This is a genomic window from Neptunomonas sp. ABH4_499 (assembly GCF_056160565.1).
This window is the reverse complement of record NZ_JBSWXK010000001.1, coordinates 213035-234106: the sequence shown is the minus strand read 5'-3', so window position 1 is coordinate 234106 and position 21072 is coordinate 213035. Positions and strand designations below refer to the sequence as shown.

Here is a 21072-nt window from a genome sequence, read left to right as displayed (position 1 = left end):
GGCCACGATTAAAACAGCGCATCGTACAGAAGTTTCGCGCCGGCCAATAGCAGCAAGGTGTAGCAGACCTTGTAAAACCATTGGTCATTAATCCAATGGTGTAAACGTACACCCACTAACACCCCAACTGGGGCTAATATCATCAATACCAGTGAGGTCGAGAGCGTAGCGCTGGTAAATTGCCCCAACCAAAAATAGGGCAGGACTTTAGCAAAATTGATCGCCGCAAAAAACACAACGCTGGTGCCTGCGTATTCACTGCGCGGCAAACGAAGGGGGAGCATATACGCATTGAACGGCGCGCCCCCTGCGTGGACGCCAAAGCTTGTAAAACCTGCGATGCTGCCCCAAATGGAGCCGCGAAGGCGGTTTTGGGGTTTAGGCTCGATGTGTTTTGGGCGTAACCAATAATTAAGCGCGAAGACCAGCGCTATGATACCGACCATAAAGCGGATATGGTCGGCCGTAAAATAGTGAAAGGTTAGTGCGCCAAGCACAATCCCCACCATGGCGGCAGGCAGCAGAGTCATCAGGCACTCTTTGTTCCAATGGCCTTTAAACTTCCAAAGGCCTACTAAGTCCATCGCGCACAATATGGGTAGCATAATGGTGGCGGCTAACTGAGGCTCGATCACCAAGGCCATCATCGGAACCGCCAGCAACCCTAAGCCACCACCAAAGCCGCCTTTGGATATACCGGTAATTAATACGGCGGGTATCGCAGCAAGGTAAAACCACGGATCAACAATCATTCATATCCACTCGATGGCTAGGTGATTGAGCGAGTGTACGTGATGCCAGCAACGTTTGGCACAGGTGTAAAAGCAACGGTGCGTTGCGTTTATGGTCTGGGCGTTCTGGCTAACGTCCAAACATCCACCTGCTGCACACCCGCACTTTTAAGGCATAACGCGATGGCGGTCATGGTGGCACCGGTGGTCATGACATCATCAATGATGGCTATGTGCTTAGGCGGCGGTTTATCCGGCAGCCCAGAATACTCGAACGCGGTTTTTAGGTTATTGAGCCTTTCATCGCGCTTAAGGCTGGCTTGCACTTGGGTGCGCTTGCGCTTTTTTAGGTGATGGTTGAGTACGGGCAAATCTAAGTGCTTCCCTAGAAAGTGCGCTATGAGTTCGGCCTGATTAAATCCGCGATGCAGCTGTTTGATGGGGTGCATCGGCACCGGCAGCAAGGCTTCTGGGTAATCGCCGTGCGTTTGCTTTACGCGAAACAGCAGGGCGTTCATCAACCAGCGAAGCTGTGCTTGGCCGCGCATATGCTTAACGCTTGGCATGATGCGGTTGATAGGGAAGTCATACCAAAGCGCACTGATCGTGTTGGTAAAAGGCGGTGGGTACTCTAAGCAAAATCCGCAGCGAAGATGAGGGCTGTCCTCCTCCAAGGGCAGGCCGCATTGCAAACACGCGTGCTCAACCCAAGGCAGATCGCGCATGCAGCCTTGGCACAGCTCGTTAAGGTGGCTTTGGGTTTCGTCGCTGAGGCTGAGGCGGCATAATGCACAAGATTGTTTAAAAAATGATCTAATGTTGATTTGATGCCATTTCATAAGTTGACAGTCCGTTGTCTAGGTTTATCATAGCCCTTACTTTTTAATGCAGTATACGCTGCCTTTCCTGAACCTTTGCGGAGCCCATTATGACCATGCCATCCACACAGATTGACGGTGTTATTCGACACGACTGGAGTGTTGATCAGGTGCGAGCCCTGTTTGATCTACCGTTTAATGATCTGTTGTTCCGCGCGCAAACGGTTCACAGGCAGCATTTTGATCCGAATCAGGTTCAGGTCAGTACCTTGCTGTCAATCAAAACCGGTGCTTGCCCAGAAGATTGCAAATACTGCCCGCAAAGCGCCCGCTACAACACAGGCCTTGAGAAAGAGCGGTTGATGGAAGTTGAGCGTGTTGTAGAGAAAGCTAAGCAAGCTAAAGCCAGTGGTTCGACTCGTTTTTGCATGGGGGCGGCTTGGAAACACCCGCACGAGCGCGACATGCCTTATGTCACGGAGATGGTGCGCCGTGTTAAAGAACTAGGTCTTGAAACCTGCATGACCCTTGGGATGCTGTCTCAAGATAAAGCGGATCAATTGGCTGAGGCGGGTTTGGATTATTACAACCATAACTTGGATACCTCGCCAGAGTTTTACGACAAAATCATCACTACCCGTACCTATGAAGATCGTCTTAATACGCTTGATCATGTCCGCAGTGCCGGTATGAAAGTGTGCAGTGGCGGTATTTTAGGTTTGGGTGAACAAGCGTCCGACCGCATCGGTTTGCTGCGCCAGTTGGCCAACTTACCTGTTCAGCCAGAATCTGTGCCGATCAACATGCTGGTCAAAGTCAAAGGCACACCGCTGGAAGATGTTGAAGATTTAGACCCCTTGGTGTTCATTCGCACCATCGCGGTGGCCCGTTTGATGATGCCTAAATCCCACGTGCGTTTATCCGCCGGCCGCGAAAGCATGTCCGATGAGATGCAGGCGATGGCCTTCATGGCGGGTGCAAACTCGATCTTCTACGGCGAGTGTCTGTTGACCACACCCAACCCAGAGAAGAATCGCGACCTGATGCTGTTCCGTCGTTTGGGCATCAATCCAGAACAGCGCATCGAAGAAGACGATCAATCTCAAGAAGCCGCCATCTTGTCGAGCGTTCAAAAACAAGCCGACAGCCAGCATTTCTACGAAGCCTAAAATCTGCAAATAATTGGTGTGCCCGTTCTGGGCGCACCTGTGAGTCTTTCTATGTCCTTTGATCAGTTGGCTGCCGAGCTTGAGCAACGTCGTGCAGAGCATCTTTATCGTCAGCGTGTGGTACTGCAATCCCCCCAGCAGCCTGAGGTCATCATTGATGGTAAGCCGTATTTGGCGTTCAGCTCGAACGATTATTTAGGGCTGGCCAATCATCCCGATGTCATAGCCGCATTTCAAAAGGCCGCTAATGAAGTTGGGGTTGGGGGCGGTGCTTCCCACTTGGTGAATGGACACAACCATTACCACCACGCGCTTGAAGAGGCGCTGGCTGAGTTTACCGGTCGCAGCAAAGCCTTATTGTTCTCAAGTGGTTTTATGGCCAATCAAGGGGCGATTACCGCCTTAATGGGGAAAGAGGACCTTATCCTTCAGGATCGTTTAAACCATGCTTCCCTGTTGGATGCAGGTGTGCTCAGCGGCGCTCGCTCACAACGCTATTTGCACAACGAGGCCGACAGCTTAGCGGCGCGTTTTGAGCGGTTCTCTGCCAAGGCCAGACGCACGCTTGTGGTCACAGATGGCGTGTTCAGTATGGATGGTGATATTGCGGATCTGCCCGCACTGACGAAGTGTGCTAAAGCACAGGGTGCTTGGACGCTTGTCGATGATGCGCATGGCATTGGGGTGCTTGGTAACGAAGGTCGCGGCACGTTAGATCATTTTGGACTAAACGAAACCGATGTACCCGTTCTGATGGGCACCTTAGGTAAAGCCTTTGGTACGTATGGTGCGTTTGTGGCAGGCAGTGAGGTGTTGATTGAAACCCTGATTCAACATGCGCGCAGTTATATCTATACCACCAGTATGCCGTCAGCCATTGCGGCCGCTTCTTTGGCCAGCCTTAAACGTATTAGTGCGGATCAGTGGCGACGGGATCATCTGGCAAGCCTGATTAAGCAGCTACGAACTGGGTGTGAACAGCTGGGGTTTGAGATGATGCCATCCTCCACTCCGATTCAGCCGATTCTGGTCGGCAGTGCGGATCGCGCTTTACAGCTCAGTGAGCAATTAAAAGCCAAAGGTATCTGGATCACCGCGATTCGCCCACCCACCGTCCCAGCGGGCAGTGCTCGCCTTCGCATCACCTTAAGCGCGGCACACACCGAGCAGCAGGTGGATCGTTTGCTGGTGGCGCTGTCTGAGGTTGTGTCATCTAAGGTGGCCACTCAATGATGCACCAAGAGATACTCTCCTCTAACGGGATTTTTCTACGCTTCGTGGGGGATGTCACACATCCGCCATTGGTGTTGCTGCACGGCTGGGCAATGACGGGAGCGGTGTTTGAACCCATCCTAAATGCGCTGGCTCAGCGTTATTTTGTGATCGTGCCGGATCTTCCCAATCACGGTCGGTCCAAGGTGTCGGTTATTGAGCCAGATTTCGATCAGGTGATCAGTCAGTTAGAGGAAGCCATCGCACCGTTTCTGAACCCATCGGCACTGCTGGTAGGCTGGTCACTGGGCGGTAATATCGCGACCCACTGGGTGACAAAAACGCCCGATCGATTCCATGGCTTAATGACGGTGGCCTCAAACCCACAGTTTGTGGCGGATGATGCCCAAACGCTTGGTATGGACCCTGCGACCTTTACGGCGTTTCAAAAGGGCATCGAGCGTCAAACGCAAAAGACGTTAGGTCGGTTTGCTCTGTTGCAAGTTAAAGGCGCAACGGAGGCCAAAGCGGAACTTACATTCGTGAAAGCGGCGATCAGCCCTGTCGATACTCAGGAACGCCAGCAAGGCTTATCCACCATGTTGGATCTGCTCATGCAATCCACATGGGACTTACTTGGGTCTTTACCGCAACCGACCGTGCATCTGTTGGGGGAGGGGGACGCACTGGTGCCCTCCGCTTTGGTGAAACCACTGAAGGCATTAGGGCATAAGGTCGAGTTGATCAGCGGTGCAGGGCACTTACCCTTTTTACACAACCCTGAGATGTTTTTAAACGCACTGGATGGGTTGGGAAACCCGCATCAACATAAAGGTGGTTCGGCCATCGAAAAAGCGCGAGTGGCGGCCTCCTTTGGTAAAGCATCCTCGACGTACGATTCGGTGGCGGGACTGCAACGAGAGATCGGTCATCAACTCCTTGAGGGGTTACCCAATCACGCCGCGCCCAATCGTATCTGTGATCTAGGTTCGGGTACGGGGTACTTTACTGAGCTGCTGGCTGATCAATTATCGAGCACGTCTTGTATTGGGGTGGATTTGTCGGAGGGGATGCTCAATCATGCTAAAACCCATCGGCATAAACCCAACATCACTTGGCTTTGTGGTGATGCTGAATCTCTGCCTTTGGCCGAAGCGTCGGTTGATCTGTTATTCACCAGTTTGGCGATCCAGTGGTGTGAGTCGATCGAAAAAGTGATGGCTGAGATAGCGCGTGTGCTGGCACCCGGTAGCACTGCCCTAATCGCAACGCTTGGGCCGGATACCTTAAAAGAGCTGAAAGCGGCTTGGTCCGAAGTCGACGGTTACACCCACGTGAACCGATTTATTGATCATAAGCGCCATCTTGCAGCGATTGAATCAGCAGGGTTGGTGATTAAGCAAGAAGCCATTATCCCCAAAGTGCTGCAGTTTGAATCCGTGTCGGCGCTTACTCACGAGCTAAAAGCGCTGGGTGCTCATAACATGAATGCCGAACAAGGGCAGGGTCTGACAGGCCGAGCGCGTATTAAGCGCTTTAAAGCGGCCTATGAGGCGCTTCGTGACCGTGATGGGCAGATTCCAGCTACCTATGAGGTGTATTATTGGGCGCTGAAAAAGCCCAATCACACATCTGACAGTAATTAACAGAGACACCTATGGCGAAGAAAACCTTTTTTGTAACCGGCACGGATACCGACGCCGGCAAAACCACCGTATCGGCTGGGTTGCTTGAAAAGGCCAATCAACAAGGGTTGCGCTGCTTTGGTTTAAAACCGGTTGCCGCAGGCTGTGACGATACGCCAGAGGGGCTTCGCAATGACGATGCGCTTCGTCATTTAGCGGCATCCAATGTGGCCTTGGATTACGCTGAGGTGAATCCGATTACGCTGGCGCCGCCGATTGCACCGCACATTGCCGCAGAACAAGAGGGGCGACGACTCAGTGCTGAGCGAATCTCTGGCTTAGTGCGTGGCAGTTTGTTCCACCCCGCTGATTTTGTGCTGGTGGAAGGCGCGGGTGGCTGGCGAGTGCCTTTAAACAACCGTGAAACCTTTGCCGACGTTGCTAAGCAGCTGCAGGTTCCGGTGATCTTGGTTGTGGGGATGAAGCTGGGGTGCATCAACCATGCGTTACTCACGGCGGAGGCGATTGTTCGTGATGGCTGTTCGCTTGTGGGCTGGGTGGCCAATCAGGTTGACCCTAACATGGCTTGCTTTGATGAAAACTTAGCGACATTGAAAAACGCCTTTCGTGCGCCGTTATTGGGTGTGGTACCACATTTGGAGCAGGATGACGCGCCATCTGTAGCCAAATTCCTATCGATTGATGCTTTGCTTGAATAAATTGCATCACGAAAAACTGGCAGACCGTCCGATCTCTCCTAAACTTTAGCCATCAGTAGAAATTAATGTGCATCTTTGCTGTTTTGGTTAACTGAACTTAAAGGAGAGCGAGCGATGAACGTATCCAATGCTCTGCAAACAGGTCTGATCGGCCTTAACCGATCCATGGACAACAACGTTAAAGCCTCTGGCGATGTGCAAGGCACAGGTCAGGTTGCTCAGGCGGAAATGGCCTCCGGTCGGGAGATCGATAACGCGGTTGAGCAATCCACCGTAGAAGCGACCGCAGAAGCGGCCACGACTAAAGTGGTCACCGATGCGTATGAAGTGTTGGGAACAAACATCGACATCCGTGTTTGATGTCGATGTTGTCTTAACACACGCAACGAGCCGATTAAGGTGATGCCATGGGCTTCAGTATCACCCCACAATCATTAAGCTACCAAGCTTACTCCCAGCAGCGCACCATCACCTCGGGTTCAGGTACGAGCGATGCGTCAGTATACCCTTCGGATGCCTCTTCTGCCTCGTCGCAAAGCGAGAGCACCGTCACGCTATCGGCCGATGCCTCCTCCTCGAAGGATCGCTCTGGCGAAGTAACCACCGATACGCCTGTTTCGGCGGCCAATGCCAGCGAGTCAGCGAGCAGTGCGACCGAGCAAGAGGCGATCGACCAAGTGGTTCAGGAACTCTCTGAGCGCGATCGCGAAGTACGCACCCACGAGCAAACCCATGCGGCAATTGGCGGTCAGTACGCCTCTGCACCGTCCTATACCTATGAACGTGGCCCAGATGGCCAGCTTTATGCGGTGGAGGGCGAGGTAAAGATTGATACCTCGGCTGTCTCTGGTGACCCTGAGGCGACGCTTGAAAAAGCAGAAATGATCATGCGAGCGGCCCTATCGGTTGCTGAGCCTTCCACGCAGGATCGGCAAGTGGCGTCGGACGCTCGGATAATGGCCGCCGAAGCGCGTGCCGAGATGATCAAAGAGGGCGGATCAGCCGAGAACAGCCAAGCGCTGACTCAAGAGGAGGTTCGCGCCCAAGAGGAGGAAGCCGCCGAAGAAGAGGCAGAGCGACAGGCTGAGCTGGATAAACCCACGTTGGCCGAAACCTCGGATACGCGGGATCTGTTAGAAGCCCGCACGGCCGCCGCCGAACAGCTACAAAGCTTTAACGAGCGTCTTAACGAGATTAATCAGTCGATTCGCAAGATGAACGAGCGCCTTGTTGAAACAGGAGCACTTGAGCGTGTTTTCCCGGTGGGCTCGGTGGTGGATCAGTCCGCCTAAGCGCTGCCGTCTTGTTCTCTAGACATTACCCTCTAAGAAACCCTTCGACGGTTTTGCTGAATGCGACTGGCTTTTCGGCATGAGGCCAGTGCCCCGCCCCTTGAATGATTTTATAGGTTGCATTAGGGAAGCTAGCTAAGATGGCCTCTTGATAATCCGCTTGAATGTAGTGCGAATTAGCGCCTTTAATAAACAGGGTAGGGCCTGTGTACGGGGTGCCCTCTGGGGCTTTGGCGATGTTGTCGTATTGATCCGAGATCACATCTATATTGATGCGCCACGCAAACTGTTTTTGCTCGTTGCGGTATAGGTTTTTCAACAAGAAAGCGCGCACGCTAAGATCATCCACATACTCGGCCAGCACTTTATCGGCTTCTTGGCGGCTCTTGAGCGTCGCTAAATCTACGCTTTTTAACCCTTCGATCACATCATCATGATGGCGTGGGTATTGAACAGGGGCGATGTCGACCAAGACTAATCGCTGAATGCGCTCTGGGTGTTGCATGGCCACCAGCATGGATACTTTGCCGCCCATGGAGTGCCCCATGAGGTCGATTTGATCGAGCCCTAAATGATCCATCAGCTCGATGATGTCATCGGCCATCACTTGATAATCAAACACATCACTGCGTGGGCTTTTGCCGTGGTTGCGAAGGTCTAGAGCGATCACTTGATAATGTTCGGACAGGGTTTTGATCTGGCTGCCCCAGTTTTCGAGCGTACCGAATAACCCATGAATGATCAGTAACGGAGAGCCAGAACCAGTAACCTGATGATTAAGCAGCATGTGAGATATCCTTAAAGCGAGGGCAAGATCAACAAAACACGAGCGGTATCAAAAAGGAGGCTTAACGCCCCCTTAGATTCATCTTACAGAACGTCGAGTAACTCAACGTCGAAGACCAGAACCGAGTAAGGCGGGATACCACCTGGAGAGCCGTTTTCGCCGTACGCCAACTGGTACGGGATCGCCAAGCGCCATTTAGCACCGACATTCATCAGTTGCAGGGCTTCGGTCCAACCTGCGATCACACCGCCAACAGGGAATTCAGCTGGCTGGCCGCGGTTGTAAGAGCTGTCAAAAACAGAGCCGTCAATAAAAGTACCGTGGTAGTGAACACGCACTTTGGATTCACGAGACGGTTGAGCGGATTGATCATCACCGGCTTCGATCACTTCGTACTGCAGACCGGATGCCAGTACTGTCACGCCTTCGCGTTGAGCGTTGGCTTCTAGGAAGGCTTGGCCTTCAGCGCTGGCCGCTTTTGCTGCCGCTTCGCGCTCGGCTTGGATGCGCTGGTTGATTTCGTTAAACGCTTCTTGGATCTGTTCAACTTCGATCGCAAGTGCCTTGCCTTCGTATGCATCTTTGATGCCTTCAGCAACCGCGTTCAGATCCAGGCCGTTAAAGCCGTTTTGAGCCAGTTGATCACCCATTTGGCGACCGATACCGTAGCTTGCTTTCGCTTCAACGGTAGAAAAGGTGTTGTCAGACATGACAGTCCTCGTTGATTGTAGTGCAATGGTGAGTGAAGCAATCACTCCTAAATCCGTCTCTTATTCACCGAAGCGGCTTAATAAGAAGGCGCAAAGCGTACCATAGTTCCCCAGTGGGATCAGTGATCCTTCACAAACAGTAATGGGTCCACACGGGTATTATTCAAGCTTACGCTCCAATGAAGATGTGGCCCGGTGACACGGCCTGTTTTGCCGATCAGCCCAAGCTGTTTGCCGGTATTGACAGTATCGCCAATCTTTACGTCGATTCGGCTCATGTGGCAGTACATAGTGGTAAGGCCGTTGCCGTGATCCAAAATCACCGTTTTGCCATTAAAAAAGTAATCCCCAACGGCGGTTACGATACCGGTCGCAGGTGCCGTAATAGGAGCGCCTTCTGGGGCGGCAATATCAAGGCCGCTGTGTGGGTTACGAGGCTGCTTGTTGTAAAAACGCTTTAAGCCAAATGGGCTGCTGAACGGCCCTTTAGCAGGCAGCACAAACTCGGTCACGATGGGCGTATCGCCCCAGTGTTTGAAGGCCGCGGTCATTTCGGCTTTTTCGACTTTCCAGCGCTCCACTTGGGCGGGGTCTGGGTTGACGTGCTTTTTGTTTTTGATGGTGAGGTATTGGGCTTTGTAGCTTTTATCTTGGATCTCAAAATAGAAGTCTTGCCCGTTCGAGACCATGTGCTGAGGCTTTTTCGCATCCGCAGACAGCGGTATACCCACAATCGCAACCCATTTAGGCACCGCTTGGTTGCCCGCATTGACGACCATCACACGCTCGCTGTTGTACCACGCATTGGGGCGTTTTGTGGCATTGAGTGAATCCAGCGGGATGATGGCCACACCGCCCGGGACCCGAGACTCCTTGGGTAGCGTCATGCCTGCCCAGGCTGGGGTAATTAAGCTTGCAATGAAGCAAAGCATTAATAAAGCGCGTTGTAGATGAATCATACGAAACCTCGTTTTAATCTTGACCGCGAAAAGCCCTTATTGGGACTTCAGAGCGCTACGCTCTGGGTGCACCTCAGTCACCGTGCAGACCAATTGCCCTTTGCTGAGTGTATTGACGACCGTATCGCCAGGCTGTGCTTGAGTGGCATCGGTTAACACCACTTGCTGATCATTTTGGACAATGGCGTAGCCACGCTCCAAGGTAGACAGTGGGTTCAACGCTTGCAAACGGGTGATCTTATCGCGCAAGGCGTACTGCGCATCGCTCAGTTGGTTTTTCTGAGCTTGGCGTAAGCGGCGCTCCAGTTGATCAACCCGGTTTGCCGTGGCGGTTAAACGCTCCGCCGGTTGTTGGCGGGCAAGGCGGCTCTCGATCTGGTTAACCTTGTGCTGCTTTGCAGTTAACTGCCAAGACAGGCTTTTCTCCAATCGAGCGTGAAGGTGCGATAACTGGCGCTGCTGATCTGTTAACCGCTCGCCAGGGTGTCGCAATCGACGTTTAAGAGCTGTGAGGCGATCCGTTCGTTGACGCAAGGTGTGGTGTAAAGATCGATCCAGGCGGGCCCCCAGCCGATCCAGCTGAAAACGAAGCGCATCTTGATCGGGGGAGATCAGCTCTGCTGCCGCCGACGGCGTTGGCGCTCTGAGGTCCGCCACCCAATCGCTGATCGAAAAATCCACCTCGTGACCGACGGCGCTGATGATCGGGATGGGGCTTTGGAAAATGTCGTAGGCCAGTTGTTCATCATTAAAGGCCCATAAGTCCTCCAGAGAACCGCCCCCACGCCCTAAGATAATCAAATCCGCTTGGTTGTGTTCAATTGCGGCTTTGAGCGCAAGTCGAAGCTGCCTTGGTGCTTCGCTTCCCTGTACCAAAGCGGGGTACACCAATACCGGAAGGCTTGGATAACGACGTTTTAATACGGTCAAAATATCGTGAATGGCCGCCCCTGTGGGGGAGGTGATCACCGCCAAGCATTTAGGCGGTTTGGGGATCGCTTTTTTGTGTTCGGCACTGAACAAGCCTTCGGCGGACAGCTTGGCTTTTAGTACTTCAAATTGGCGCTGCAACTGGCCTTCGCCGTCGTTCTCCATCGCTTCGGCGATAAACTGATAATCCCCACGCCCTTCGTACAAACTGACCTTGCCGGTTAGGGTGATTAAATCCCCCTCTTTGGGCTGGAAACGAACCGCCATATTCCGGTTGCGAAACATGGCGCAACGGATCTGCGCACGCTCATCTTTTAACGTGAAATACCAATGCCCAGAGGAGGGGCGCGCTAAGCTTGAAAGCTCGCCTTGAACACGGATCTGGAAAAAAGAGGATTCCAACAGGGATTTTGCCTGCCGGTTAAGTTCGGACACACTGAAGGCCGTAGCGGATCGATCGGATAAATAGCTCATCTGCGCATCATAACCCCAGCGTTAAAAACTGTGTACCGATTTGCAAATCAAAGCGTTAAGCAGCGCCCATTTGGGCGTAAAAGATCCTGATAAGAAAATGCATTTCTATTTGTGGCGTGTAGTGAGTTTCTGTATAATTACTCGTTTAAATTTTTCCAAGTTACAGGCTGTTTACACATGTTGCGAATCGTTGAAGAAGCACTCACGTTTGATGATGTTTTGTTGATGCCAGGTTACTCGGAAGTGCTGCCAAAAGAGGTGTCTTTGGCGACACGTCTGACCAAAAACATTACGCTGAACATCCCTCTGGTATCGGCGGCGATGGATACCGTAACCGAATCCGGTCTTGCTATTGCTATGGCGCAAGAAGGTGGCATTGGTATCATCCACAAAAACTTGACCATCGAGCAGCAAGCCGACGAAGTTCGTAAAGTTAAAAAATACGAAGCCGGTGTTGTGAGCGATCCTATCACGTGTCGTCCAGACATGACCGTTGGCGAGCTGCGCCAAATGGCAAAACGCTTAGGTTTCTCTGGTTTCCCAGTGATCGATAACAACGGTGATCTGGTCGGTATCGTAACCAGCCGTGACATGCGTTTTGAAAACTATCTGGATGCGAAAGTCGAATCCATCATGACCCCGAAAGATCGTCTTGTGACGGTTCAAGAGGGTGTGGATAAAGACAAAGTACGTAACCTTCTGCGTAAGCACCGCATTGAAAAAATCCTAGTCGTTGATGAAGCTTTCACTCTGAAAGGCATGATGACGGTTAAGGATATGTACAAAGCCGAAGCCTTCCCAAATGCGGCGAAAGACTCCCAAGGTCGCCTAATCGTAGGTGCAGCTGTTGGTACTGGCCCAGAAACGCCCGATCGTGTAACTGCACTGGTAAGTGCAGGCGTTGATGTGATTGTGGTGGATACAGCACACGGCCATTCCAAAGGTGTGATCGACCGCGTTCGTTGGGTAAAAGAGAACTTCCCACAAGTACAGGTAATCGGCGGTAACATCGCAACCGCAGAAGCGGCGATTGCACTGGCTGACGCAGGTGCGGATGGCGTTAAAGTCGGTATCGGCCCTGGTTCTATCTGTACGACGCGTATCGTATCCGGTATCGGTGTACCGCAAATCTCTGCAGTGGCTAACGTTGCAGAAGCCCTGAAAGATCGTGATATACCTTTGATTGCTGATGGCGGCGTTCGCTTCTCGGGTGATATCGCAAAAGCTTTGGCTGCCGGCGGTTACGCCATCATGGTGGGTTCAATGTTGGCAGGTACGGATGAGTCCCCAGGTGAAGTAGAGCTTTACCAAGGCCGTGCGTACAAGTCGTACCGTGGCATGGGCTCGATTGGTGCGATGGCACAATCGACTGGCTCATCTGACCGTTACTTCCAAGATGCAAACGAAGGCGCTGAAAAACTGGTACCTGAAGGCATCGAAGGTCGTGTGGCGTGTAAAGGCCCGATCAAAAACGTTATCCACCAATTGATGGGTGGTGTACGTGCGGCGATGGGTTACACCGGTTGCGCAACCATCGAAGAGATGCGCACTGTGCCTAAGTTTGTTCGCATTACCAGCGCAGGCATCGGCGAGAGCCACGTACACGATGTAAGCATTACTAAAGAAGCGCCGAACTATCGCATCGGCTAATTCATTCGTTTAACCCGATAAAATGGGGCGCTGCCAAGTCGCCCCATTTTTAGTTTATAGGGCTGCTAAGCAGCCATTCGGTGGAGCCACTGAAGATGACTACTGATATCCATGCTCAACGCATACTGATTCTGGACTTCGGTTCACAATACACTCAATTGATTGCTCGTCGCGTTCGTGAAATCGGCGTGTACAGCGAAATTCACCCTTGGGACATGACCGAGGAAGAGATCCGCGCGTTTAATCCAAAAGGGATTATCCTTGCGGGTGGCCCAGAGTCGGTAACCGAACTGGACTCGCCACGTGCACCACAAGCCGTATTTGATATGAATATCCCTGTTCTGGGTATTTGCTACGGTATGCAAACCATGGCAGAGCAACTGGGCGGTAAAGTATCCACGTCGGATAAGCGTGAGTTTGGTTATGCGCGTGTGCGTCTGGCAAACAGCCCAAGCCGTTTGTTAGAAGGCATCGACGATCACATCGCTAATAATGGCTCCCTGTCTTTGGATGTATGGATGAGCCACGGTGACAAAGTCACTGAGCTACCAGAAGGCTTTAGCATCATCGCTTCTACCGACTCAGCGCCCATTGCGGCGATGTGTCACCCGGCTAAGCAGTTGTTCGGTGTTCAGTTCCACCCAGAAGTGACGCACACTAAACAAGGCGGTCGTATTCTTGAGCGCTTTGTACGCGAAATCTGCGGCACAGAAGCGCTGTGGACAGCGGCAAACATCATCAACGATCAGATCGAAAAAGTCCGCGAGCAAGTGGGCAAAAAGAAAGTTCTGTTGGGTCTTTCTGGTGGTGTGGATTCCTCTGTGGTTGCGGCACTCTTGCACAAAGCCATTGGCGATCAACTGACGTGTGTCTTCGTGGATAACGGTCTTCTGCGTAAGCAGGAAGGCGACCAAGTAATGGACATGTTCGCGAAGAACATGGGCGTACGTGTGATCCGTGCTGACGCTGAAGAGCAGTTCCTGACCCGTTTGGAAGGCGAAAACGACCCTGAGAAAAAACGTAAGATCATCGGTAACACCTTTATCGAAGTCTTCGATCAGGAAGCCACTAAGCTCAAAGACGTTAAGTTCTTGGCGCAAGGCACCATCTACCCAGACGTGATCGAATCAGCGGCATCGAAAACCGGTAAGGCTCACGTCATCAAGTCTCACCACAACGTGGGTGGTCTGCCAGAAGACATGCAGTTTGAGCTGGTTGAGCCACTGCGTGAACTGTTCAAAGACGAAGTTCGTAAGATTGGTCTAGAGCTCGGCTTACCGTACGACATGGTCTACCGTCACCCATTCCCAGGGCCTGGCCTTGGCGTACGTATCTTGGGTGAAGTGAAAAAAGAATACGCGGACATCCTGCGTGAAGCGGATGCCATCTTCATTGAAGAGCTGCACAAAGCGGACTGGTACCACAAAACCAGCCAGGCCTTTGCTGTATTCCTGCCGGTTAAATCCGTAGGTGTGGTAGGCGATGGCCGCCGCTACGAATACGTAGTTGCCCTTCGTGCTGTAGAAACCATCGACTTTATGACGGCTCGCTGGGCGCACCTGCCATACGAGCTGTTGGAAACCGTATCGGGCCGAATCATCAACGAAATTCCGAACATTTCCCGCGTAACGTACGATGTTTCAAGCAAGCCACCAGCGACGATTGAGTGGGAATAATCATTCAGTAGTACCTTGCACTGAACTGCAATAAACACTCTCAAGCCCGCTTTATCCAAGTGGGCTTTTTTGTATCTAAAGGTCAAATCATTAGGCACAGCACCGGACCTTGCAAAAGGTGTAGATTCTAAAGTAATGGGTGGCTTCCAGAACAAAGTCAGCCAAACCACCGGTGGCCGTTTGGCTTCAATTATCCGCGAAAGCATGGGCACTGCAGTGACTCGATGGGACATCAAGAAGGGAAAGGCTTCAGCGATGAACAGATGCCATCTTTCAGCAGTGACTCACTCGACGGCCAATAATGCTGGATAATCCAAGATGGTGGCTTAAACGAACTATCTGAGTCAGATCAGGAATAAGCCCGCTAGGCCCACTTTGACTGGCAAGGGCGCGACCCCGAGAAGCACACATTTGATGTAGAAGACTACGTCGACTACACCCAAGAGAAGCAAAGGGAGCGGAACGAAGAGGTAGCGAGTTTTGTGGGGAAGTGAAGATAGCACCATGTAATTTCGGTGTGATGAGCAAGGCTTTGATTTGCCTATTTCATTATTTATAACGGGGCTTTCGCCCCGATTTAAATAGACAGGGTATAAAAATGTAGTCAAGTACGTAGTTATCGAAATTCTAAGCTAGAATGGTTCTATTCTTAGCCAATGCTATAAAATTATTTTTTGTAAGATTTTTGTATAGTACAATCAGTGACCACATGGATGGATGATGTATAGCTAGATATTAATATTATCATCGATCCACTGTTCATGGACTTTTGATTTTATGGTGTTTGGATGAATGATATTGTTATAGCGGGTTTGATTGTGATCGCTGCGTTGGCTGTACTAGGGTTGGGTGTACGTGTTGTTATCAAATTAAAAGGCGGTGAAAACGTTAATAATAAATTGAAGGATGTGGAAATAGGTGGCGACTATACTGGTCGTGATAAGAAGTGATAAATGTCTCTTTTTAATCGTTTGAAAAACGTTTTTATCCAAGGCGATTATGCAGGGAGGGACATGGTGAAAAATGTTCTTCCTAAGCCTTCTCAACTCGACCACCTTTCTCAAGCCTATAAGGATGAGGTTACTGGAGATCATTTAACTTTTGAGTTTATTGATGAATTGCAGCATTATAAAACAAAGAAAAAAGAGCGAAGGAATTTAGCAGAAAAATTGTCCGATGTAGGCCTTTCAGATTACCTAGAAGATGCAGAAGAGCTTAAAGAACTCATCACAAAGCTCATTATCAAATATCAGCACTATAATTCCGCACAAAAAATAATCACTTTTCTTCTGGCTGATGTTGAATCTATTTTTAACATAGAAATAAAACCTAAATTACATTCTGATATTACTGTTATAGAAGCTAAAACTCTTATAAGAACATGTATTGAAGTTGAGATTTCAGAAAAGTTAGGGGAAAATGTTTTAGAAATATATAATAGGCAGATTAGTGGGATGGTTTTTTATCTTACAGGGAATTGTCATCTGGAGTGGGATGGATGTTAGTTTATAATAAGTCTATAGATGTAAATCATACTATCTTAAGGGTTTCTGCTTTAAGTATGCTGCTAGATGGCAAAGAAGTAGAAAAGGATAGACTTAGAATCCTTGATTTTATCCTAGCGCATCCTGTGCATATATCTAAAATGAAGCTAGGTCGTGATATGGTGAAAGAGCGAAATTTGTTTAAGTCTTTCAAGAATAATTATCAAATTTATAGTGACAATAATTTATTTGAAATGATGAGGCCAGTTCAAGACATGGCTATTTTTTACTTAGAAGCTATAGGTGTTGTTAGTTATAATAAAGTAAAAAATAGATTCAGTATTGATTATCAAAAAATGGATCCTGAGATAAAACGCATTATTTCTCAAGATTTAAGTAGTATATCTTTCCAGACTGTTAATTTCATAAGGGATTACCTTGTTGATATGGATTTAGTCGGTGAAAGTGGTCTAAAGTCAGCAAGCAACTTGATGGGGTTTAGATATGATTCTATATAATCCATCCTTGAGAGTTTTGAGGCTTATTGCTGTAAAAAAAAGCAATTATTTATATGATGAAGAATTTCATGAAGGGATTAATATTCTCAGCGGATGTAATGGTGGTGGAAAAACGTCAATAATCCAATTGTTAGTTTTCGGTCTAGGATATGAGGTCAGTAATTGGAAAGATGAAGCTGGATCTTGTGACTCTGTTTATATTTCTCTTAAAGCAAATGGTGTTGACGTTACAATAAGAAGAGATATTAATGGGAAAGAAAAACAGCCGATGTGGTTCTGTTTCATGCCTATGGATGATGCTCTTAGTTCAGGTATTGAGAATTGGAAGAAACATTCATATTCATCTCAATACGGTGCAATTAGCTTTTCTCAGAAAATGTTTGATATTTTTGATATTCCAGAGGCGAAGGCTGATGCGAATAATAATAATGTTACAATGCATCAGATCCTAAGGCTTGTGTATGGTGACCAATCTAATGCATCCGGTAATATTTTTAATGTCGAGCCATTTGATTCTGCTTTTAAGAGAGAGTCTATAGGTAACTATCTATTAGGACTTTATGATGACGATTTATACTCGTATAAAATTGAACTTATCGAGGAAGATAAAAAGCTCGCTAGGCTAGTATCTGAAATTTCGACAATATACTCAGTTGTAGGGAAAACTTCCTTCTCTAGGGATCTTGGTTCTATTGAGGAAGAGAAAAAAGAATATTTGAGGCAAATAGGTGAAATAACCGAAGGTATTGTTAATCGTAAGTTGGAATCCTTTGGTGAGTATAAGGATGAAAGATCTACGTCCGAAAAAATCGCCTTAAATAATGTTAAACTCAAAACAAATTTATATGAATGTGAGAGCGAAATAAGATCGCTTCAATATGATATTGAAGACTCAGATCAATTTATTAGTGAGCTTAAGGATAAGAAGCTAGCGATTAAGGATGCAATTGCTGTAAATAAGTCAATTTCGAGATTTTCATTTCAGGTGTGTCCCTGTTGTCAAACTAAATTAAGTTTTGAAAAGGAAAGCTCTTGCAGCCTATGTGGTTCAGAAACGAATGACAATGGCGAGGGGAATGAGAATCTATTGCGGATGTCGAACGAAATAGATTTGCAGCTTTCTGAGTCTTTTCGAATAATGGAAAGGAAAAATAGCAAGCTAAAAGAGTTGGAGTTAACACAGAAGGATCTGAGAACGCAGCTAAGAAAAAGTATTTCTAAAAGTTCATCTGTTATAACATCTATAAATAATAAAAATGAATCAGAAATTTTTAGTTATTATCAGAAAATTGGCTATTTAGAAGAGAAGATTGAAAACCTAGATAAAATATCAGAACTTTTGAAATCAATAGCAGAGCTTACTGATGAAAGAGATGAGAGCCAAAAAAAGTAAACGATCTTAAAGATAAGATTTCGAAAAAAGAAAATGTTCATAGATTGAGAGAGCCAGAAGTTAGGGAGTCTATTTCGAAAAACCTTATCTCTATTCTTAAGAAAGACATAGGCTCAGAGGATGAATTTGCATCTGCTGAGTATGTGGAATTTGATTTTGCTGCGAATAGAATATCTGTAAACGGTAAATCATCTTTCTCAGAGAGTGGTATTGTTTATTTGTACAACGCCTTTAGAGTAGCACTGTTAATGACCTCATTAGAAAAGGCATATGTACGAGTACCGAGGTTTTTAATTCTTGACGGTATTGAGAATGGTGGAATGGAAGATAGTAGATCCAAAAATTTTCAAAAAGCTATTCATGACCTTCTTTCTGACTCTGAGGTGGAGTTCCAAATTATTTTTGCTACCAAGAGTATTGAAGGGACGTTAGACAATGATAATTTCATTGTCGGCTCCACATTTACAAGGGATAGCAAGAGCTTAAGGTTTAAACCCTCATAGAAGTTAGGTATACGTACTGCGCTAAGATGGGTACAAGATGGATAGAACTATATCGGGACCAGGAATGCTTACTGTTGAAGAAAAACAAGACCTCCGCCTCGACATGGCCGAGTCCTCTGCTTGGGCGTGTGCCGAGCTCAAGCGTCGCCGTGAAGAAAAGGCCAAACAAAACGCTGAACATGGTACTAATAATGGTACTAAGACAGAGCCAAGCCCCAAGCAGCTGTAGTTAAAGGGCTTGCGGTCCTCATTGATGATTGATAGAGAATAACACCTCTCAAAAAGTCAGCTAAACCTGCCTGAAAAACATGATAAAATCCCCGTTCTTCGGGGATTTTTTATGTCAGACACAAAACAATACGCCTTACAGCATTTGCACAGCGATGAATACTGGATGCATCAGGCGCTGGCGTTGGCGCAGTTAGCCGCTGAGCGTGGCGAGGTGCCTGTTGGTGCTTTGGTGGTGTTAGAGGGGCAGGTGATAGGTAAGGGGTTTAACCGCCCGATCAGCTCAAACGACCCCACGGCACATGCCGAGATGATTGCCTTGCGAGAGGCCGCCGATACCGTTCAAAACTATCGCTTGGTGGAGGCGGATCTGTACGTCACGTTAGAGCCTTGTTCGATGTGCGCAGGTGCCATTGTGCACAGTCGAGTACGACGGGTGATCTACGCGGCGACCGAGCCTAAAGCCGGTGCTTTGGACAGCCGTCAGCAGTTCTTTACCCAGCCTTGGTTGAATCATGTGGTTCAGTGGCAGGGTGGCGTATTAGCGGACGAGGCTTCGGCCATGTTAAGCGGTTTCTTTAAAGCTCGTCGTGCGCAAAAAAAGGCCGAAAAAGCGGCCTTAAATGCCCAAAAGCGGGAAGATTAAGCGTTTTAGCTACAAGGTCGAAGGGACGTTATCAAGCAAGATGATTCGGCTTGGTTCGGTCTCGGATTCCGCTTTTTTGATCGCTTCAAGGGCTTTCTCCCGCGCTTCGCGGATCTCTTGGATCTGCTTTTCCCACTCCAATAGCTCAATGTATTTTTGCACATTGTGCACGTACTTTACTGGCTCCTGACCGCGGGCGTAGCCGTATTTAACGGTTTGGTAGTAGCGCTCTTTGGAGAGTAAGGGTAAAAACTCTTTCACATCGTCCCACTTGTCGGGGTCTTTGTCGGCGCGTTGGGTCAAAATGCGGGCGTCTTCCAAATGCCCAAACCCAACGTTGTAACCAGCTAAGGCGAACCAAGTGTGGTCGGGTTCGGGAATGCGCTCCGGTATCTTCTTTTTCACCTGCACTAGATAGCGGGCCCCGCCCATGATGCTTTGATAAGCATCGGTTCGGTCATCCACACCCACTTCGCTGGCGGCACCTTCGGTTAGCATCATGATGCCCTTTACCCCAGTTGGGGAGACGGCATCCGCGCGCCAATGGGATTCTTGATAGGCGATGGCGGTTAGGAGCTTCCAGTCGATGCCGGTTTCGATTGAAGCTTCTTTAAAGTAAGGCTCAAGGGCGGGTAAGCGTGTGAGCATATCCTCTTTAAAGGTGACCGTATCAAAGAAGTTAAGCGGGTTTTGCTTGGTAAAGTAATGGTCTTTAAGCTCTTTGATCAGGGTTTTGGTGGCAGGCTTTGCAAAAAAGTCTTCAACGGCTTTGTTTAAAGAGCCATCTGGGTTGGGCATCAAAAGCCAAGCGATGGGGCGGCTTTTGCCGATGGTAAAAGCATCGTTTAAGCCTGGGTAAAAGGAGCTTTGCGATTCAAACACGGTGGAGTCAACAATCGCGTAATCTACCTCATCATTAAAGACCTTATCCAAAATGTCCGTGATGGTCAGCTCGTTGGTGGCTTCCCAATTAAGGTTAGGGTGGTCTTTCTTTAGGGCTTCGAGCTGTTCCTCTTGGATGGATTGATCCAGGATCAAAACCTGCTTGTCGATCAAGTCCTCAACGCTTTTGGGAGCCGGATTACCTTGGCGAACCCGATAAATCACCGTCGAGATGCTGTGCGCATACGAGGGGGAGAAGTCGTACTTTTGATTGCGAAGCTCAGAGACCGAGATGCCCGCAGCGGCTAAATGCACATCGCGGTTTTCGACCGAATCAAACAAGCCTTGTATGGTGCTTGGCACAACAATCTGCAATTCCACGCCAAGATAATCGGCAAACGCTTTAGAAAGTTGGTACTCAAAACCGGTTGGGCCATTCGCGTCGATGTAATAGCTATTAGGCGTGTTGCGGGTCGCTACGCGCAGAGTGCCTTTCTCGCGAATGATGTCGATCTGCGTCTTGTCGTTAAAGCTCACCAGCGTCGGTAAACTAACGATAACAACTGCGGTTAGCAGGTGCAGAATTCTTTTTCGGCTCTTTGGTGTAAATAGCATACGGTCGTTTCTGGTACTTCGCGGCCATTTTCGGCTAAAATACCCGCTCCA

The 21072-nt window shown here is 49.0% G+C and carries 21 protein-coding genes; 14 read left to right on the top strand and 7 right to left on the bottom strand.

The window, feature by feature from the left end; all coding sequences use genetic code 11:
* Positions 1-8: 8 nt before the first annotated feature.
* Both ACXAF9_RS01085 and ACXAF9_RS01080 read right to left on the bottom strand, forming a co-directional pair.
* Positions 9-752: a sulfite exporter TauE/SafE family protein gene (locus ACXAF9_RS01085; protein WP_475069384.1), complete on the bottom strand. Its 744-nt coding sequence runs from the start codon at positions 750-752 to the stop codon at positions 9-11.
* 89 nt (positions 753-841) lie between these two features.
* On the bottom strand, positions 842-1570 hold the full coding sequence (locus ACXAF9_RS01080) for a double zinc ribbon domain-containing protein (RefSeq protein WP_475069383.1): 729 nt from the start codon (positions 1568-1570) through the stop codon (positions 842-844).
* 89 nt (positions 1571-1659) lie between these two features.
* Here ACXAF9_RS01080 and bioB point away from each other — a divergent pair, with 89 nt between their 5' ends.
* From bioB to ACXAF9_RS01050, 6 genes are all read left to right on the top strand, one after another.
* Positions 1660-2718, top strand: a complete 1059-nt coding sequence (gene bioB, locus ACXAF9_RS01075) for a biotin synthase BioB (protein ID WP_475069382.1) — start codon at positions 1660-1662, stop codon at positions 2716-2718.
* A gap of 51 nt (positions 2719-2769) precedes the next feature.
* Positions 2770-3951, top strand: a complete 1182-nt coding sequence (gene bioF, locus ACXAF9_RS01070; protein ID WP_475069381.1) for an 8-amino-7-oxononanoate synthase — start codon at positions 2770-2772, stop codon at positions 3949-3951.
* The gene (gene bioC / locus ACXAF9_RS01065) at positions 3948-5576 is read left to right on the top strand and encodes a malonyl-ACP O-methyltransferase BioC (protein ID WP_475069379.1); all 1629 of its coding nucleotides are present in this window, start codon (positions 3948-3950) and stop codon (positions 5574-5576) included. The genes bioF and bioC overlap by 4 nt, the downstream gene beginning before the upstream one ends.
* 11 nt (positions 5577-5587) lie before the next feature.
* Complete coding sequence (gene bioD, locus ACXAF9_RS01060) at positions 5588-6274, top strand: dethiobiotin synthase (RefSeq protein ID WP_475069378.1); 687 nt, start codon at positions 5588-5590, stop codon at positions 6272-6274.
* A gap of 114 nt (positions 6275-6388) precedes the next feature.
* Entirely contained in the window at positions 6389-6634 is a 246-nt protein-coding gene (locus tag ACXAF9_RS01055) for a hypothetical protein (RefSeq protein ID WP_475069377.1), read from the top strand.
* A 47-nt stretch (positions 6635-6681) separates the two neighbouring features.
* On the top strand, positions 6682-7566 hold the full coding sequence (locus ACXAF9_RS01050) for a putative metalloprotease CJM1_0395 family protein (RefSeq protein ID WP_475069376.1): 885 nt from the start codon (positions 6682-6684) through the stop codon (positions 7564-7566).
* A gap of 25 nt (positions 7567-7591) precedes the next feature.
* Here the strand turns inward: ACXAF9_RS01050 and ACXAF9_RS01045 are convergent, their stop codons facing one another.
* The 4 genes from ACXAF9_RS01045 to xseA form a co-directional block, all read right to left on the bottom strand.
* Entirely contained in the window at positions 7592-8353 is a 762-nt protein-coding gene (locus tag ACXAF9_RS01045) for an alpha/beta fold hydrolase (protein WP_475069375.1), read from the bottom strand.
* 83 nt (positions 8354-8436) lie between these two features.
* On the bottom strand, positions 8437-9063 hold the full coding sequence (locus ACXAF9_RS01040) for an FKBP-type peptidyl-prolyl cis-trans isomerase (protein WP_475069374.1): 627 nt from the start codon (positions 9061-9063) through the stop codon (positions 8437-8439).
* 119 nt (positions 9064-9182) lie between these two features.
* On the bottom strand, positions 9183-10022 hold the full coding sequence (locus ACXAF9_RS01035) for a peptidoglycan DD-metalloendopeptidase family protein (protein WP_475069373.1): 840 nt from the start codon (positions 10020-10022) through the stop codon (positions 9183-9185).
* 36 nt (positions 10023-10058) lie between these two features.
* Positions 10059-11426, bottom strand: coding sequence for an exodeoxyribonuclease VII large subunit (gene xseA, locus ACXAF9_RS01030; protein ID WP_475069372.1), 1368 nt, complete (start codon positions 11424-11426; stop codon positions 10059-10061).
* A gap of 177 nt (positions 11427-11603) precedes the next feature.
* On the opposite strand from xseA, the gene guaB reads away from it, so the two are divergent.
* From guaB to tadA, 8 genes are all read left to right on the top strand, one after another.
* On the top strand, positions 11604-13076 hold the full coding sequence (gene guaB, locus ACXAF9_RS01025; protein ID WP_475069371.1) for an IMP dehydrogenase: 1473 nt from the start codon (positions 11604-11606) through the stop codon (positions 13074-13076).
* 95 nt (positions 13077-13171) lie between these two features.
* Entirely contained in the window at positions 13172-14752 is a 1581-nt protein-coding gene (gene guaA, locus ACXAF9_RS01020; RefSeq protein WP_475069370.1) for a glutamine-hydrolyzing GMP synthase, read from the top strand.
* A 788-nt stretch (positions 14753-15540) separates the two neighbouring features.
* On the top strand, positions 15541-15702 hold the full coding sequence (locus ACXAF9_RS01015; protein ID WP_475069369.1) for a hypothetical protein: 162 nt from the start codon (positions 15541-15543) through the stop codon (positions 15700-15702).
* Positions 15703-15705: 3 nt separating this feature from the next.
* Positions 15706-16257: an ABC-three component system protein gene (locus ACXAF9_RS01010; RefSeq protein WP_475069368.1), complete on the top strand. Its 552-nt coding sequence runs from the start codon at positions 15706-15708 to the stop codon at positions 16255-16257.
* Positions 16251-16754: an ABC-three component system middle component 5 gene (locus ACXAF9_RS01005; protein ID WP_475069367.1), complete on the top strand. Its 504-nt coding sequence runs from the start codon at positions 16251-16253 to the stop codon at positions 16752-16754. Before ACXAF9_RS01010 ends, ACXAF9_RS01005 begins: the two co-directional genes overlap by 7 nt.
* The gene (locus ACXAF9_RS01000; RefSeq protein WP_475069366.1) at positions 16741-18147 is read left to right on the top strand and encodes a hypothetical protein; all 1407 of its coding nucleotides are present in this window, start codon (positions 16741-16743) and stop codon (positions 18145-18147) included. Before ACXAF9_RS01005 ends, ACXAF9_RS01000 begins: the two co-directional genes overlap by 14 nt.
* Before the next feature lie 44 nt (positions 18148-18191).
* Positions 18192-18650 (top strand): hypothetical protein, encoded by a 459-nt coding sequence (locus ACXAF9_RS00995; protein ID WP_475069365.1) that lies wholly within the window; start codon positions 18192-18194, stop codon positions 18648-18650.
* 340 nt (positions 18651-18990) lie between these two features.
* Positions 18991-19524, top strand: coding sequence for a tRNA adenosine(34) deaminase TadA (tadA, locus tag ACXAF9_RS00990; protein WP_475069364.1), 534 nt, complete (start codon positions 18991-18993; stop codon positions 19522-19524).
* Positions 19525-19533: 9 nt separating this feature from the next.
* Here the strand turns inward: tadA and mltF are convergent, their stop codons facing one another.
* Complete coding sequence (mltF, locus tag ACXAF9_RS00985; protein WP_475069363.1) at positions 19534-21021, bottom strand: membrane-bound lytic murein transglycosylase MltF; 1488 nt, start codon at positions 21019-21021, stop codon at positions 19534-19536.
* Positions 21022-21072: the final 51 nt, after the last annotated feature.

Bases quoted from the DNA above. Each gene is read 5' to 3' on its own strand.
- ACXAF9_RS01085 (WP_475069384.1), bottom strand. From the start codon at position 752: ATGATTGTTGATCCGTGGTTTTACCTTGCTGCGATACCCGCCGTATTA.
- ACXAF9_RS01080 (WP_475069383.1), bottom strand. From the start codon at position 1,570: ATGAAATGGCATCAAATCAACATTAGATCATTTTTTAAACAATCTTGT.
- bioB (WP_475069382.1), top strand. From the start codon at position 1,660: ATGACCATGCCATCCACACAGATTGACGGTGTTATTCGACACGACTGG.
- bioF (WP_475069381.1), top strand. From the start codon at position 2,770: ATGTCCTTTGATCAGTTGGCTGCCGAGCTTGAGCAACGTCGTGCAGAG.
- bioC (WP_475069379.1), top strand. From the start codon at position 3,948: ATGATGCACCAAGAGATACTCTCCTCTAACGGGATTTTTCTACGCTTC.
- bioD (WP_475069378.1), top strand. From the start codon at position 5,588: ATGGCGAAGAAAACCTTTTTTGTAACCGGCACGGATACCGACGCCGGC.
- ACXAF9_RS01055 (WP_475069377.1), top strand. From the start codon at position 6,389: ATGAACGTATCCAATGCTCTGCAAACAGGTCTGATCGGCCTTAACCGA.
- ACXAF9_RS01050 (WP_475069376.1), top strand. From the start codon at position 6,682: ATGGGCTTCAGTATCACCCCACAATCATTAAGCTACCAAGCTTACTCC.
- ACXAF9_RS01045 (WP_475069375.1), bottom strand. From the start codon at position 8,353: ATGCTGCTTAATCATCAGGTTACTGGTTCTGGCTCTCCGTTACTGATC.
- ACXAF9_RS01040 (WP_475069374.1), bottom strand. From the start codon at position 9,063: ATGTCTGACAACACCTTTTCTACCGTTGAAGCGAAAGCAAGCTACGGT.
- ACXAF9_RS01035 (WP_475069373.1), bottom strand. From the start codon at position 10,022: ATGATTCATCTACAACGCGCTTTATTAATGCTTTGCTTCATTGCAAGC.
- xseA (WP_475069372.1), bottom strand. From the start codon at position 11,426: ATGAGCTATTTATCCGATCGATCCGCTACGGCCTTCAGTGTGTCCGAA.
- guaB (WP_475069371.1), top strand. From the start codon at position 11,604: ATGTTGCGAATCGTTGAAGAAGCACTCACGTTTGATGATGTTTTGTTG.
- guaA (WP_475069370.1), top strand. From the start codon at position 13,172: ATGACTACTGATATCCATGCTCAACGCATACTGATTCTGGACTTCGGT.
- ACXAF9_RS01015 (WP_475069369.1), top strand. From the start codon at position 15,541: ATGAATGATATTGTTATAGCGGGTTTGATTGTGATCGCTGCGTTGGCT.
- ACXAF9_RS01010 (WP_475069368.1), top strand. From the start codon at position 15,706: ATGTCTCTTTTTAATCGTTTGAAAAACGTTTTTATCCAAGGCGATTAT.
- ACXAF9_RS01005 (WP_475069367.1), top strand. From the start codon at position 16,251: ATGTTAGTTTATAATAAGTCTATAGATGTAAATCATACTATCTTAAGG.
- ACXAF9_RS01000 (WP_475069366.1), top strand. From the start codon at position 16,741: ATGATTCTATATAATCCATCCTTGAGAGTTTTGAGGCTTATTGCTGTA.
- tadA (WP_475069364.1), top strand. From the start codon at position 18,991: ATGTCAGACACAAAACAATACGCCTTACAGCATTTGCACAGCGATGAA.
- mltF (WP_475069363.1), bottom strand. From the start codon at position 21,021: ATGCTATTTACACCAAAGAGCCGAAAAAGAATTCTGCACCTGCTAACC.